The sequence below is a fragment of the Haloplanus salinarum genome (assembly GCF_024498175.1).
Classification (GTDB): Archaea; Halobacteriota; Halobacteria; order Halobacteriales; family Haloferacaceae; genus Haloplanus; species Haloplanus salinarum.
On record NZ_CP101823.1, the window covers coordinates 368,053 to 382,135 of the forward strand.

Genomic DNA, 14,083 nt, shown 5'->3' on the forward strand with positions numbered 1-14,083 from the left:
GACGGCGAGGTTCCGCCGTGATCGCCATCGTCGTCAGCCGCGCCGACAGCGCCTCCGAACGCATCGGCGAAGCCTTGCTTGATCTCGCCGACTGGACCGAACGACGCGACGAGCGCCGCCCCGACGGCGAGGGGGGCGGCACCTACTACCACACCGAGGGCTTCGAACTGCGGACCTTCGACGACCTGCACATCCACCTCGACCGCCCGGACGCCGCCTTCGACGACCCCGACCTCCTGGTCGTCGTCTCCCGGCACTCGGGGGAGACGGGGCCGCTCCTGACCGCCCACTTCACCGGCAACTTCGGCGAGGCGGAGTACGGCGGGACGGCCGGGGCGTTCGCCCGGGCCTGCCCCAACGCGGCGGCCGTCGCCGTCTCGGCGCTCGAAGCACACGCCCCGCCGGCGTACGAGGTGGGCACCGAATGCACCCACCACGGCCCGACGGCCGTGGGCGTCCCCTCGATGTTCGTCGAACTCGGGAGCGACGAGGCCCAGTGGTCCGATCCGGCGGGGGCCCGCGCCGTCGCGCGGGCCGTCCTCGACCTGCGCGGTGTCGACGCCGACCGCGAGAAACAGATCGCGGGCTTCGGCGGCGGCCACTACGCGCCGCGGTTCGGCCGAATCGTCCGCGAGACGGCGTGGGCGGTGGGTCACGTCGCCGCCGACTGGGGCCTGGAGGCGATGGGCAACCCCGCGGCGAACCGCGAGGTCCTCCGCCGAGCGGTCGAGGAAAGCGGCGCCGACCACGTCCTCGTCGAGGGCGGGCGCTCGGGACTCGCGGACGTCCTCGCCGACCTGGGCTACCGGGTCGTGACCGAGACGTGGCTCCGGGAGACGAGCGCCCATCCCCTCCCGGTCGTCGCCGCCGTCGAGGAGCGACTCGACCCCGTGGCCGAGGGACTCCGGTTCGGCGAGGTGGTGCCGCGGGTCGAGGGCGACGCGGCCGACGCCGTCGTCGTCGCGGCCCTGCCGACGGAACTGGTCGACGCCGCGAGCGCCGTCGACATCGAGGCGACGCGGGCCGCCGTCGCCGACGTCGCCGTCGCCTTCGAGACGACCGAGGGTGGGACGCGGCCCCGGGGACAGGTCGCCCTGTCGGCCGACGACCCCGGGGCGGCCGCCGAGGCGCTGACCGACGCGTTGGCGGCGATCCTGCGGACGGACTACGACGACGTGAGCCGGCGGGACGGCGAGGTGGTCGCCCGGACGGAGACGTTCGACCCGGCGGCCGCGCGCACCCTCGGCGTCCCCGAGGGGCCGGCGTTCGGGCGCCTCGCCGACGGCGAGGCCGTCGAGGTGGACGGCGAGCGGATCGATCCCGACGTCGTCCGCACCGAGCAGGTGGACCGTTTCCCCGTCGTCGCGCCGCCGGAATAGTTTCTAATCTGATCATTGTCTGACGCACGCGTGACGCGTTCAACACGTCGATTCCGCGGAGCGTCAGACGCGTGCGTGACAACGGGCGGAAAGATAATGTGGCTGCCTTCGAAACGCGTTGGCGTACTATGGACTCCATCGTGGAGGATGCAATCGAGGAAGCCGAGGAGCCGGGGGATGGGGCCGCGGCCGACGTCAGTGCCGACCGGGAGCCCGCGACCGACACGTCCGCCGACACGGAGAACCGAACCGGGAAGATGACCGACGAGGAACTGGAAGACGTCCTGAAGGACCTCCAGACGGACATCACCGTCGTCGGCTGTGGGGGCGCCGGCGGCAACACGGTCAACCGGATGGCCGAGGAGGGGATCAAGGGCGCGAACCTCGTCGCCGCCAACACCGACGTCCAACACCTCGTCGACGTGGAGGCCGACACGAAGATCCTGATGGGTGAGGAGAAGACCGGCGGGCGGGGGGCGGGGTCGCTCCCGCAGGTCGGCGAGGAGGCCGCCATCGAGAGCCAGGAGGACATCTACGGCGCCATCGAGGGTTCCGACATGGTGTTCGTCACCGCCGGGCTGGGCGGGGGTACCGGCACCGGGTCGGCGCCCGTCGTCGCGGAGGCGGCCCGCGAGTCCGGCGCGCTCACCATCGCCATCGTGACCACGCCCTTCACCGCCGAGGGCGAGGTCCGGCGGACCAACGCCGAGGCGGGCCTGGAACGACTGCGCGACGTGGCCGACACCGTCATCGTCGTGCCCAACGACCGCCTGCTCGACTCCGTCGGGAAGCTTCCGGTCCGGCAGGCGTTCAAGGTATCCGACGAGGTGCTCATGCGCTCGGTGAAGGGGATCACCGAACTCATCACCAAGCCCGGGCTGGTCAACCTGGACTTCGCCGACGTGAAGACGGTCATGGAGAAAGGCGGCGTCGCCATGATCGGCCTCGGCGAGAGCGACTCCGAGCAGAAGGCTCAGGACTCGGTGCGCTCCGCCCTGCGATCGCCCCTGCTCGACGTCGACATCTCCGGGGCCAACTCGGCGCTCGTCAACGTCACCGGCGGCACCGACATGGCCATCGAGGAGGCCGAGGGCGTCGTCGAGGAGATCTACGACCGGATCGACCCCGACGCCCGCATCATCTGGGGCACCTCCATCGACGAGGAACTCGACGGGAAGATGCGGACGATGATCGTCGTCACGGGCGTCGAGTCGCCACAGATCTACGGCCGCGGCGACGACGCGCCCGCGCCGGAGCCGACGAGCGGCGGTGGCGACGACATCGACTACGTGGAGTAGCCGCCGACCGCGCTCGGCTTATCAATAGATAGAAAAAGCCGGCTCGCATATCGCCCGGTATGGACGTCAAATACGATCTCTCAAGCTACGTCCGCGTGCTCAAGATGGCGAGCACGCCGTCGTGGAACGAATTCTCGCAGATCGCCAAGGTCGCGGGGGCGGGAATCTTTCTCGTCGGCCTCCTCGGATTCGTCATCTTCGCGGTCATGACCTTCATCCCCGGAGGCGGGTAGCATGGGTATCTTCGCCGTCAAGACCACCGCGAGCCAGGAGCGCACGGTCGCGGACATGATCGCCAGCCGCGAGGAGGACGAGGTGCACGCGGTGCTGGCACCCGACTCCCTGACGAGTTACGTGATGGTCGAGGCGGACAACAGCGCCGTCCTCGAACGCGTCATGGACGAGATTCCCCACGCCCGATCGATCGTTCCCGGCACCTCCTCGCTCACCGAGGTGGAACATTTCCTCTCGCCCACCCCGGACGTCGAGGGCATCGCCGAGGGCGACATCGTCGAACTCATCGCCGGCCCGTTCAAAGGCGAGAAGGCCCGCGTCCAGCGGATCGACGAGGGCAAGGACCAGGTGACCGTCGAACTGTACGAGGCGACGGTGCCCATCCCCGTCACCGTCCGCGGCGACCAGATCCGCGTCCTCGACTCGGACGAACGGTAACGCACTCCTTTCATCGAGTCGACACTCCGTCTTCCGAATAGCAACCCCTAACTGCGCCGTCCGTTCAGGTGTTCCCGTGACGTCGGCAGGGCCGACCCGGATCGACATGCACGTGAAGGTGCTCGACGAGGACGTCGTCGAGCGGGCGAAAGCCCGCGACATCGACGCACTCGTCTACGCGCCACATTTCACGCGCCTCCCGACCATCCGCGAGCGGGCCGCGCGGTTTTCGGACGACGAACTCCTGGTCGTGCCCGCACGGGAGGTGTTCACCGGACCGTGGTACGCCCGCCGCCACCTCCTCGCCATCGGCCTCGAGGATCCGGTCCCCGATTTCGTCAGTTTCGAGGGGGCGCTGGCGGCCTTCGACCGACAGGACGCCGCCGTCCTCGTGCCTCACCCCGAGATGCTGAACGTCAGTTGCTCCCGGGCGGAGGTGGCCGCCCACGCCGACGCCGTCCACGCCGTCGAGACGTACAACGCGAAATGTCTGCCGCCACAGAACCGGCGGTGTCGGGCGGTCGCCCGCGAGACCGGCCTCCCGGGGTTCGGATCGTCGTACGCCCACCTCCGGCGGACCGTCGGCGAGGTGTGGACGAGGTTCGAGGATCCCCTCGACTCGGAGGCGGCCCTCGTCGAGGCGCTGCGGACGGGGGCGCCGCGGCGCGTCGTCCACCGGGGCGGCGCCGACCACCACCTTCGCGGCCTCGCGGAGTTCGCTCACCTCGGCGTCGAGAACACGTGGGGGAAGCTGGATCGACTCTTCCTCTCGGGCACCGAGCCGACCCACCCCCGACACATCGCGTACGACGGTCGGTTCGACGACGTGGCCGTCTACTGACCGGTCACGCCAGGAGGGCGTTCATCGTGGCCGCCGTCTCCCCCAGGGGCACCACGTAGACGTGCACGGCCGCGAGGACGGCGATCTCGAGTCCCGTGACGACGACCGTCACGAGGTCCGCGTACTTGCTGCTGGTCGTCACGCCGCTGGGGAGTCCCCACTCCTGGCTCGTCAGCGGGTAGAAGAGGGCGATCCCTCGACGGCTCCCGACCACGTCGAGGAGGTAGTGGGTCGCGATGCCGATCCAGACGAACTGGAGGTTCCCGAAGACGACGGGGAAGGCGGCGACGACCCCCAGGACGAACAGGTTGTGGAGCGTCTTGCGGTGCTTGCCGAAAGCGGTGTCGACGTCGGGGAAGAGCGCCCCGAGGACCACGGGCACGGAGAGTTCGGCGATCGTTTCGGCGACGGCGAGTGCGTCGGCCGCCGTGAGCGCCGTCGGCGCCGCGAGGACGACCCCCAAGCCGACGCTCAACAGCGCGGCGTTGAGCACGTGTCCTTTCTTGTTCACGTCGGCGACTTTGGCGCCCCCCGACACAAGCGTGTCGGCACGGGAGAGCGAAAGAAGGATTTGACGCCCGTCCGGAGGGCGGGCATGGACTACGACACGCCGCTGTTCTTTCACGTCATGCAGTACGCGGCCGCCGCCGACCGCGACGTGATCGACCTGGTGAGCGGGGGGCCGGACTGGGAGCCGCCGGCCCCCCTCCGTGAGGGCCTCCGGGAGTTCGCCGACGCCGACCCCGCGGAGTTTCAGTATCCGCCGAGCGACGGCCTGCGCGCCCTCCGGGAGGAGATCGCCGCCCGCCGTGGCGTCGACGTCGACCGCGTGGTCGTCACGAACGGTGCGGGCGAGGCGAACTACCTCGCGATGGCGGGCGCGCTCGAACGCGACGCCGGCAACGAGATACTGCTGACCGATCCCGTCTACCCCTACTACCCGGGCAAGGCGCGGATGCTCGGGGCGGACGTGCGTCTCGTCCCCGTCGCCGAGGACGGCGGCCTCGACGTGGCGGCGATGCGCGAGGCGGCGAGTGCCGACACCGCCGCCGTCCTCGTCAACACGCCCAACAACCCGACCGGGGCGGTCTACGACGCCGACACGATGGCCGCGGTCGCCGACCTCGCGGCCGAGCACGACGCCGTCCTGATCTCCGACGAGGTGTACGACCACTACGACTTCTCCGGACGCTTCGAGAGCGCCCTGTCGGTCGACGGCGACCGCGCGGTCGTCACCAACTCCTTCTCGAAGTCGATGGCAGTGACCGGCCTCCGGGTGGGGTACGGGATCTTCCCCCCGGAACTCGCCGACGCCGCCCGCACGCGACACATGCTCGTGAACGTGACGGGCGCCCGCCCCTCGCAGGCCGCCGTCCTCCGGGCGCTCCGGGAGACCGGCCCCGAGTATTACGAGGCCTCGCGTGACCTGTTGCGCGAGCGCATCGACGCCTTCACCGACGCACTGGACGCCGCGGGCGCGGAGTACGTCGTCCCGGAGGGTGCGTTCTACGTCTTCGCTCGCTTCGAGGGGTTCCCCGGCACCTTGGAGAACGTCGAACGCCTCGTCGACGAGGCGGGCGTCGCCTGCATGCCCGGCGACACGTTCGGGAGCTACGACGAGTGGGTCCGCTTCGCGCTCGTCAGCCCGCGGGCCGAGGAGGCCGCCGAACGCCTGGCCGACTACGACGGGTTCTAGGCGGTGGCCTAACAGACGACGACGCTCGCACGATAGTAGGTTCCCTCGTGGACGACGACGTCGACGTCGTGCCACGCGTAGTCGAAGCCCTCCACGCTCCCGTTTCGCGCGCGGTCGAACGTCTCGCGCTGTGCGGCCGTGAGGTTCCCGTAGGCGACGGCCGAGCCGCGATCCGCGGGCTCCGCGTCGAGTTCGTAGACGGTCAGCGCCGGCGGACAGTCCGTGTTGGCGGTGGGACTCGGCGTCAGCGTCGGCGTCGGCGTCGGCGTCGGCATCGAGGGCGCGGTCGGCCCCGCACCGAGACAGCCGGCGGTCGCGAGCGAGACCACCGCCACGGCGGCGAGGACGGTTCGCCCGGGGGGACGGTCGGACATGCGCGATCGGTGCGCCGCCCACCGGGAACTGTCTTCCCCGTATCGACGGGTACAGGTGTCCGGACCGTCTCGGGCCGGACATGAGCGAACTCGACGTGGAGCCGGTCGACGAGGTCGACGAGGACGACGGTCCCGCGCGGATCGGCGTCGAGGCGGCGACCGACCTCCCCGAGACCGTGGACGCGCCGGAGTACGTCCTCTACGGCGGGAAAGGCGGCGTCGGCAAGACGACGATGGCGGCGGCGACGGCGCTCGCCTCGGCCGCCACGGGGACGGCGACGCTCGTCGTCTCGACCGACCCCGCCCACTCCCTGTCGGACACTCTCGACGTCGACATCCCCGCGACGCCGACGCGCATCCGTGACGAGGATCCGCTGTGGGCCGCGGAGATCGACCCCGAGGCGGCCATGGAGGAGGGACTGTTCGGCGCGGGCGGCATCGGCGTCGGCGAGGACGGGGACGACGACGACGTCGGCGCCGGCGCGCCGCTCGGCGGCCTCGGCGAACTCGGCGAGGCGCTGGGCGACGACGCCGTCGACCCGCTGATGGGCGGCTCGATGCCCGGCGCGGACGAGGCGGCGGCGATGCGCCAGTTGCTGGAGTATCTGGACGACCCCCGGTTCGACCGGGTGGTGATCGACACGGCGCCGACGGGCCACACCCTGCGACTGCTCGAACTGCCCGAGGTGCTCGACTCGATGGTCGGGCGCCTGCTCTCGATGCGCGAGAAGTTCTCGGGGATGATGGAGGGGTTCAAGGGGATGTTCGGCGTCGGCGGCGACGACCCCGACGCGCCGGACCTGGACGAACTCGGCGACCGGATCGAACGCCTCCGGGCCGTCCTGCAGGACCCCGCCCGGACCGACTTCCGGGTCGTGATGGTGCCCGAGGAGATGAGCGTCGTCGAGTCCGAGCGCCTCGTCCGCCGACTCGACGAGTTCTCCATCCCCGTGCGGACCGTCGTGGTCAACCGGGTGATGGAGGACTTGGCGGACGTGGCCGACGTCGACCCCGAGTGGGTCGTCTCGCCGAACCTGGAGGACTGCGAGTTCTGTCAGCGCCGGTGGGACGTCCAACAGCGGGCGCTCCGCCGGGCGAGCGACCTCTTTCGCGACCACGACGTGAAGCGCGTCCCCCTGCTCGCCGACGAGGTGCGCGGCGAGCGGGCGCTCCGCGTCGTCGCGGCGTGTCTACGCTAGCCGGTCCAGAAGCGAGAAGGCCCGGTCGCGAAGGCGGTCGGGGACGAACCGCCCGAGGACGCTCACCCGGGCGAGCGTGCCGACCGGGACGCGGCTGGCGGGCTTGGTCGCGCTCGCGGCGTTCAGCACCTCCTCGGCGACGCGTTCTGGCTGGACGGCGCCCGGCCCCCCGCCGCCGATGGCCTGCGTGTCCTCGAAGACGTCGTAGAAGTCCTCGTAGGCGCCGGAGCGCTCGACGCCCTCGATTTCCGCCTCGGCCCGGTCGGTAAAGTCCGTGTCGACGGGCCCGGGTTCGATCAGGACGGCGTCGACGCCGTACTCGTCGACCTCCGCCCGGAGGGCGTCGGTCATGGCTTCGAGGGCGAACTTCGATCCGGCGTAGACGCCGCCGCCGGGAAAGGAGAGGCGGCCGGCGACGCTGGAGACGTTGACGACCGTCCCCTCGCGGCGCCGCCGCATGTGCGGGAGGACCGCCCGCGTCAGCCGGTGGGCGCCGTAGACGTTCACGTCGAACTGTCGGTGGACGGCCTCGACGGGCACGTCCTCGATGGGCCCGAACTGGGCGTAGCCGGCGTTGTTGACGAGGCAGTCGATCCGTCCGTGGTCGTCGAGGATCCGGTCGACGACCCGATCCACGTCGTCGTCCTCGGTCACGTCGAGCGTCGCGACGGTACAGCCGCGGTCGCCGAGTCGCTCGACGTCGGCGGGGTTGCGCGCCGTGGCGTACACCTCCCAGTCCGCGTCGAGGAAGGCCTCGGCGGTCGCACGGCCGATACCGGACGAACAGCCCGTGATGAGGACGGTCTTCGGTTGCACACGCCATCCCTCGGCCCGACGGCAGTTAACTCATTCCCGCGCCACCGCGAACGGACTGGCCCCCTCGGTCCACTCCCACCCCGGGAGCCGGGTCTGGAACCCCGCGGCGAGGGCGGCGTCCAAGTCGTCGGCCCCCGCGACCCCCTCGGTGTGGGTCGTCACGTCCGCGAAGTGGAACGTGGCCTGGGCGAGCAGGGAGAAAGGCTGTCCGCCGGCGACGGCCGCGGCGAGTTCCCGCCCGAGCACTTCGTCGACGACGAAGCCCGGATAGTCGCCGGTCACGTCGAGGTCACGGAGGAGGGCGACGTAGGCCGCGACGTTGACCGCGCGGGCGCCGTCCCCGAAGACGACGGCCACCTCCTCGCGGTACTCGTCCCGGCCGACGTGGCCGACGTCGACGCCGAAGCAGTCGCCGAGGCGGTCCCGCGTCTCGTTGATCAGCGGGACCACCGCCCCGCGCTCTCGCACCCACTCGTACTCGCGTTCCACGGCGGCCGGGGTGAGTTCCATACCGCTACTCCGGCGCCGAACGCCTTCGATTTTGCGAAGGCTTTTATAATGCCCGGCTGATAGGGTGACGCAAGCGGGTTTTCGCTGCCTCTTCCCGCAGCCGAGCACCTCCCGTACGGAACGTACCTATGCGATTCGGCACGACCACCATCGTCCGACGCCGACCGTCCACGCGGACGCCGTCGCGGGCCGAGGATCGAACGGGAACGACCGTGCGGAGGGCTCTCACCCGGTACATATGAGCTCCGTAGACAAGCAACTCGAGGAACTGAAAGCAGAGATCGAGGACGAACTACCGCCCGGAATCTCCGTCTCCGACGTCAAATACGAGGGGCCGGAACTGGTCGTCTACACGCGCGACCCGAAGGATTTCGCCAGCAACGGCGATCTCATCCGCAAACTGGCGAGCAAACTCCGGAAGCGAATCACGGTGCGCCCGGACCCCGACGTGCTGATGGAGGTCCGCGAGGCCCGCGAGCGGATCCAGGACGTGATCCCCGAGGACGCCGGCGTGACCGACCTCGACTTCCACGCCGACACCGGCGAGGTCGTCATCGAGGCCGAGAAACCCGGGATGGTGATCGGGCGTCACGGCTCGACGCTCCGTGAGATCACGAAGGAGATCGGCTGGACGCCCGAGGTGGTCCGTACCCCGCCCATCGAGTCCTCGACGGTCTCGAACGTCCGGAACTTCCTCAAGCAGGAACGCGAGGAGCGCCGCGACATCCTCGAACGCGTCGGCCGGCAGATCCACCGCGAGGAGATGGCCGACGACCAGTGGGTGCGTATCACCACCCTCGGCTGCTGTCGGGAGGTCGGCCGCGCGAGTTTCATCCTCTCGACCGCCGAGACGCGCGTCCTGATCGACTGCGGCGACAAGCCCGGCGCCGAGGGCGAGGTGCCCTACCTCCAGGTGCCAGAAGCGGCCCCCCTCAACTCCATCGACGCGGTCGTGCTCACCCACGCCCACCTCGATCACTCCGCGCTGATCCCCCTCCTGTTCAAATACGGCTACGACGGCCCCATCTACTGCACCGAACCCACCCGGGACCTGATGGGCTTGCTCACGCTCGACTACCTCGACGTGGCCGTCAAGGAGGGCCGCACCCCGCCCTACGAGAGCGAGATGGTCCGTGAGGCGATCAAACACACCGTCCCCCTCGAGTACGGCGACGTGACCGACATCGCGCCGGACGTGAAGCTCACCTTCCACAACGCCGGACACATCCTCGGCTCGGCCGTCTCCCACTTCCACATCGGCGACGGCCTCTACAACGTCGCCTTCTCGGGCGACATCCACTACGAGGATACGCGCCTGTTCAACGGCGCCATCAACGACTTCCCGCGGGTCGAGACGCTCGTCCTCGAATCCACCTACGGCGGCCGCAACGACTACCAGACCGACCAGGAGGACTCCGAGCGCAACCTGCTCCGGATCATCAACGAGACCCACGAGAAAGGCGGCAAGGTCGTCATCCCGGCGTTCGCAGTCGGTCGATCACAGGAGATCATGCTCGTGTTGGAGGAGGCCATGCGGAGCGGAAAGATCCCCGAGATGCCCGTCCACCTCGACGGGATGATCTGGGAGGCGACGGCCATCCACACCACCTACCCCGAGTACCTCCGGGACGACCTCAGAGACAGAATTTTCCACGAGGACGAGAACCCCTTCCTCGCCGAGGAGTTCAACCACATCGACGCCGGCGAGGACGAACGCCAGGAGGTATCCGACGGCGACCCGGCGATCATCCTCTCCACCTCGGGGATGGTCACCGGCGGCCCGATCATGTCCTGGCTTCGCCACCTCGGTCCGGATCCGGACTCCACGCTCGTGTTCGTCGGCTACCAGGCACAGGGAACCCTCGGCCGGCGCATCCAGAACGGCTGGGACGAGATTCCGATGAACGACCGCGAACGCGGCGGCCGCGGCAACACCCTCTCGCTGAACATGGGCGTCGAGACGGTCGACGGCTTCTCCGGCCACGCCGACCGGCAGGGCTTGGAGAACTTCGTCAAGACGATGAACCCGCGCCCGGAGAAGGTGCTCTGTGTCCACGGCGACGAACGCTCCGTGCAGGACCTCTCCTCCGCGCTCTACCACGACTACAACATGCGGACGTTCGCGCCGAAGAACCTGGAGACGTTCCGCTTCAAGTAGCTGCGGACCGCGATGCACGCGATCACCCCCCACCTCCACGTCGGCGACCGGGCGGACGCTCGGGACGTCGAGTCGATGCTCGACGCGGGCGTCACCGCCGTTCTGCGACTGACACACGGCGCACCTCCAGCGTACCCCGATTCGGTGACCCTCGTCGAGCGCCCACTCGTCGACGGCCCCCAAAACGATCCCTCGAACGTTCGGGACGCCGTCGATCGGCTGACGACGTTGCTCGACGCCGACGAGACCGTTCTCGTCCACTGCTCGGCGGGGAGTTCCCGGAGCGTGGCCGTGGCCGCGGCCGCGCTCGCTCGACTGAACGGGACCGACGTCGAGACGGCGCTCGAGCGTCTGCGCTCGGTACACCCCGATGCCGAGCCACACCCTGCGCTGGTGGACAACGCCCGCCGTGTCGTGGAGTGAGCCTCAGCCGTCGGAGTCGGCCGGATCGACCACCGTCCCCGCTCCGGAATCGACGCCGACACGGTCACAGCGGTCGGCGAGCGGGCACGCCTCCGGACCGTCGAGACACGACGGGTTTCTGGCCGAACAGTACTCCCGCCCGAACTGGATCATGGCGGTGTGACCGAAGCCGCACTTCTCGGTCGGCACCGCCGCCTCCAGGGCCGCCCGCACTCCCTCGTGATCCGCGTCGGGCGGCGCCAGGCCCATCCGGCGGGCGATGCGGTGGACGTGGGTGTCGACGGGGAAGACGCCGCCCCGCCCGCCCGAGAAGAGAAGGACGCAGTCGGCGGTCTTCGGCCCCACCCCGCGCAGCTCCAGCAGTCGCTCGCGCACCGCCTCGGGGTCGCCCTCGCGGACGAAGGAATCGAACGCAGCGGCGTCGCCGAAGTCGGCGAGGACCGCCTCGGCGGCCTCCTGGATGACCCGCGATTTCTGGTTGTAGAGCCCGGCCGGCTGGATGACCTCGGCGACGACGTCGCGGTCGGCGGCCGCGAGCGTCGCCGCGAGGTCGCCCTCGCCGCCGTACCGTTCGATCAGGGCGTCGAAGGCCGGTTGGCTGGCGACGTCGCTCGTGTTCTGGCTCAGGATCGTGCGGACGAGACAGGGGAAGGCGTCGCGGCCACCGTAGGCCTTCTGCCAGTAGATGTCGCCGAGCGCGTCGACGACCGCCTCGGCCCGCGTCTCCGGATCCCCGGTGGCGAAGCGGGCCTCGCTCCCGCCGTCGGTGCCGCCGCTGATGTTCTCGACGGGTTCGTCGGGCATGGGCGTCCGTTGGCGGCCGATCGGAAAAAGCGCGGCGTCACTCGACGGTCAGCGTCAGGGTAGGGTCGGCGCCGTCCGCGAGGGCGGCGACCATCCCGCGGTCCAGGTCGGCCGCGGCGGCGTCGGCGGCGACGGCGACGGTGCGGTCGTCGACGTAGGTGCTCGTCCGGACGACGGCGCTCCGGTCGCTGTCGAAGGTGAGGTCGGGGTGCCCGCGGGCGCGCACCTCCTGGGTCGCCCCGTCGACGTCGAGGGTCAGGGTGATCGTCGCCGCGGGGTCCCGGCAGGCTTCGGCGAAGTCGGTATCGAAGTCGGCGGGCGCCCGGTCGGCCTCGATACCGACGATGCAGTCGCCGGCGGGGGTCAACCAGTCGTCGGTCGTCACCTCGAAGGTGGTGTCGTGGGTCGCGGCGACGTGTTCGTGGCCGCGGGCGTGTACGACCTCTCGCATGGCGGGTCGTCGCCGGCGAGCCCGTTTAGCGGTGACGGTCACTCCCTGACGACGGTCACCGTCACCGCGCCACAGGCACACTCGTAGGCCCGGCGCTCGCCCCCCTCGGTCCGCATCGCCACCATCAGGGCGTCGTCGTCAAGGGGTCGATCACAGCCGGCCGCCTCGCAGGTACTCGTGAGGTTCTCGAGCATATCCGGTGGTAGTCGGGCGACCGACATGAATCCGCGCCGTCCCCACGGTGAAACTGAAACTGGAGCGGTATTGATGGGGGGTTCTTTATATACTCCGCCGAGGACGTTGTGAACGGTTCACACGGCCGGTACAGCGGCTTGTGGTACCGTTTCGCACCCCTTCAGCCACCGAAGTGTTTATGTATATGTCGGCTGTATACGTTGTTACCAACGCGTCTCCGGCGCGTGGCGGTATCGCTCGCAGAATGATCGGGAACTCTTATCCACGGTTGATTGCGGGACGACCAGCCGTCAGTCCGCCCGGAGCGGTGGTATCGAGGTTTCAACAATGGTAACAACAGAAGAAGTACTCGACGAATTCGACGTTGCGGCGCTCGAAGAGGAGAACAACGTCGAACTCACCGACGACCAGCTCGAAAACGACTCGAAGGGACAGCTCATCAAACTCGCCGGCCAGCTTCGCGACCGGCGTAACGAACTCAACCAGATGGCCTCGGAGCGGGCCTCGAAGCGCGACGACCTGAACGCCAAGACCCGCGAGAAGGTCGACGAGGCTCAGGAACATCGCGAGAAGCGCGACGAGCTCAACGAGCAGGTCCAGGAACACAAGGAGAGCCGCAACGAGCTCAACGCCAAGGCCAACGAGCTCTTCGACGAGGTCGAGGAGATGAAACAGGACCTCGAACTCGGCGACGGCAAGGACCTCGAGGAGCTCGAAGAGGAGATCGAGCAACTCGAGTTCCGCCAGCAGACCGAGGTCCTCAGTGCCGAGGACGAGCGCGAACTCATCGAGAAGATCGAGGACAAGCGCGAGGAGTACCAGCAGCGAAAGGAGAAACTCGACGACGCGAGCGAGCTCGACGAGCTCGTCGCGGAGGCCGAGGAGGTCCGCTCCGAGGCGTCCCAGCACCACCAGAAGGTGACCGAGCTCGCGGACAAGGCCCAGGAACACCACAACCAGATGATCGAGGCCTACCGCGAGGCCGACGAGATCCGCGACAAGGCCGACGAGATGCACGAGCTCTTCGTCGAGGCCCAGGAGGCAGCTGACCGCCACCACGAGGACTTCGTCCGCGTCCAGAAGCGCCTGCGCGAACTCGACAAGGAAGAGGAGCAGGAACAGCAGGACGAGCGCGAGGCCGAGCGCGAGGCCGCCAAGGAGGAGGCCGAGGAGATCTACCAGAAGTTCAAGGAAGGCGAGACCCTCGACACCGAGGACCTGATGAAGCTGCAGAAGACGGGTCTCCTGTAGACCGGATACGCCGACG

17 protein-coding genes are annotated in these 14,083 nt (G+C 69.3%); 10 read left to right on the plus strand and 7 right to left on the minus strand.

Going from position 1 to position 14,083, the window contains the following annotated elements:
• Positions 1–17 precede the first annotated feature (17 nt).
• The 5 genes from NO364_RS01875 (at position 18) to NO364_RS01895 (ending at position 4,190) form a co-directional block, all read left to right on the plus strand.
• Positions 18–1,379, plus strand: coding sequence for a D-aminoacyl-tRNA deacylase (locus NO364_RS01875; RefSeq protein WP_257628391.1), 1,362 nt, complete (start codon positions 18–20; stop codon positions 1,377–1,379).
• Between the two features lie 128 nt (positions 1,380–1,507).
• On the plus strand, positions 1,508–2,677 hold the full coding sequence (gene ftsZ / locus NO364_RS01880; protein WP_157689010.1) for a cell division protein FtsZ: 1,170 nt from the start codon (positions 1,508–1,510) through the stop codon (positions 2,675–2,677).
• A gap of 59 nt (positions 2,678–2,736) precedes the next feature.
• Positions 2,737–2,910: a protein translocase SEC61 complex subunit gamma gene (locus NO364_RS01885; RefSeq protein WP_157689007.1), complete on the plus strand. Its 174-nt coding sequence runs from the start codon at positions 2,737–2,739 to the stop codon at positions 2,908–2,910.
• Position 2,911: 1 nt separating this feature from the next.
• Positions 2,912–3,349, plus strand: coding sequence for a transcription elongation factor Spt5 (locus NO364_RS01890; protein WP_049936914.1), 438 nt, complete (start codon positions 2,912–2,914; stop codon positions 3,347–3,349).
• 106 nt (positions 3,350–3,455) lie between these two features.
• On the plus strand, positions 3,456–4,190 hold the full coding sequence (locus tag NO364_RS01895) for a PHP-associated domain-containing protein (RefSeq protein ID WP_157691091.1): 735 nt from the start codon (positions 3,456–3,458) through the stop codon (positions 4,188–4,190).
• A gap of 4 nt (positions 4,191–4,194) precedes the next feature.
• Here NO364_RS01895 and NO364_RS01900 read toward each other — a convergent pair whose 3' ends face one another.
• Positions 4,195–4,701, minus strand: a complete 507-nt coding sequence (locus NO364_RS01900; RefSeq protein WP_257628392.1) for a metal-dependent hydrolase — start codon at positions 4,699–4,701, stop codon at positions 4,195–4,197.
• 84 nt (positions 4,702–4,785) lie between these two features.
• Between NO364_RS01900 and NO364_RS01905 the strand changes: the two genes are divergently transcribed.
• Positions 4,786–5,886, plus strand: a complete 1,101-nt coding sequence (locus NO364_RS01905) for a pyridoxal phosphate-dependent aminotransferase (RefSeq protein WP_257628393.1) — start codon at positions 4,786–4,788, stop codon at positions 5,884–5,886.
• Positions 5,887–5,894: 8 nt separating this feature from the next.
• On the opposite strand, the gene NO364_RS01910 is transcribed toward NO364_RS01905, so the two are convergent.
• Positions 5,895–6,260 carry a DUF7979 domain-containing protein gene (locus NO364_RS01910; RefSeq protein ID WP_257628394.1) on the minus strand — a complete coding sequence of 122 codons (366 nt, stop codon included), beginning with the start codon at positions 6,258–6,260 and terminating at the stop codon, positions 5,895–5,897.
• Positions 6,261–6,340: 80 nt separating this feature from the next.
• Here NO364_RS01910 and NO364_RS01915 point away from each other — a divergent pair, with 80 nt between their 5' ends.
• Entirely contained in the window at positions 6,341–7,459 is a 1,119-nt protein-coding gene (locus tag NO364_RS01915; RefSeq protein WP_257628395.1) for an ArsA family ATPase, read from the plus strand.
• Here NO364_RS01915 and NO364_RS01920 read toward each other — a convergent pair.
• Together NO364_RS01920 and NO364_RS01925 are read right to left on the minus strand one after the other, a co-directional pair.
• The gene (locus NO364_RS01920) at positions 7,451–8,275 is read right to left on the minus strand and encodes an SDR family oxidoreductase (protein ID WP_157688997.1); all 825 of its coding nucleotides are present in this window, start codon (positions 8,273–8,275) and stop codon (positions 7,451–7,453) included. The genes NO364_RS01915 and NO364_RS01920 overlap by 9 nt on opposite strands.
• 30 nt (positions 8,276–8,305) lie before the next feature.
• The gene (locus NO364_RS01925) at positions 8,306–8,785 is read right to left on the minus strand and encodes a DUF7984 family protein (protein ID WP_157688995.1); all 480 of its coding nucleotides are present in this window, start codon (positions 8,783–8,785) and stop codon (positions 8,306–8,308) included.
• A gap of 238 nt (positions 8,786–9,023) precedes the next feature.
• On the opposite strand from NO364_RS01925, the gene NO364_RS01930 reads away from it, so the two are divergent.
• Together NO364_RS01930 and NO364_RS01935 are read left to right on the plus strand one after the other, a co-directional pair.
• Positions 9,024–10,943 (plus strand): beta-CASP ribonuclease aCPSF1, encoded by a 1,920-nt coding sequence (locus tag NO364_RS01930; RefSeq protein WP_257628396.1) that lies wholly within the window; start codon positions 9,024–9,026, stop codon positions 10,941–10,943.
• A gap of 12 nt (positions 10,944–10,955) precedes the next feature.
• Complete coding sequence (locus tag NO364_RS01935; RefSeq protein WP_157688991.1) at positions 10,956–11,366, plus strand: dual specificity protein phosphatase family protein; 411 nt, start codon at positions 10,956–10,958, stop codon at positions 11,364–11,366.
• 3 nt (positions 11,367–11,369) lie between these two features.
• Here the strand turns inward: NO364_RS01935 and NO364_RS01940 are convergent, their stop codons facing one another.
• From NO364_RS01940 to NO364_RS01950, 3 genes are read right to left on the minus strand one after another with little or no spacing between them, the layout of a single operon-like run.
• Positions 11,370–12,170, minus strand: a complete 801-nt coding sequence (locus NO364_RS01940; RefSeq protein WP_257628397.1) for an endonuclease III domain-containing protein — start codon at positions 12,168–12,170, stop codon at positions 11,370–11,372.
• 37 nt (positions 12,171–12,207) lie between these two features.
• Positions 12,208–12,621 carry a DUF371 domain-containing protein gene (locus tag NO364_RS01945; protein ID WP_157688987.1) on the minus strand — a complete coding sequence of 138 codons (414 nt, stop codon included), beginning with the start codon at positions 12,619–12,621 and terminating at the stop codon, positions 12,208–12,210.
• 38 nt (positions 12,622–12,659) lie between these two features.
• Positions 12,660–12,815: a hypothetical protein gene (locus NO364_RS01950; RefSeq protein WP_257628398.1), complete on the minus strand. Its 156-nt coding sequence runs from the start codon at positions 12,813–12,815 to the stop codon at positions 12,660–12,662.
• A gap of 328 nt (positions 12,816–13,143) precedes the next feature.
• On the opposite strand from NO364_RS01950, the gene NO364_RS01955 reads away from it, so the two are divergent.
• On the plus strand, positions 13,144–14,067 hold the full coding sequence (locus NO364_RS01955; protein WP_257628399.1) for a coiled-coil protein: 924 nt from the start codon (positions 13,144–13,146) through the stop codon (positions 14,065–14,067).
• Positions 14,068–14,083 lie beyond the last annotated feature (16 nt).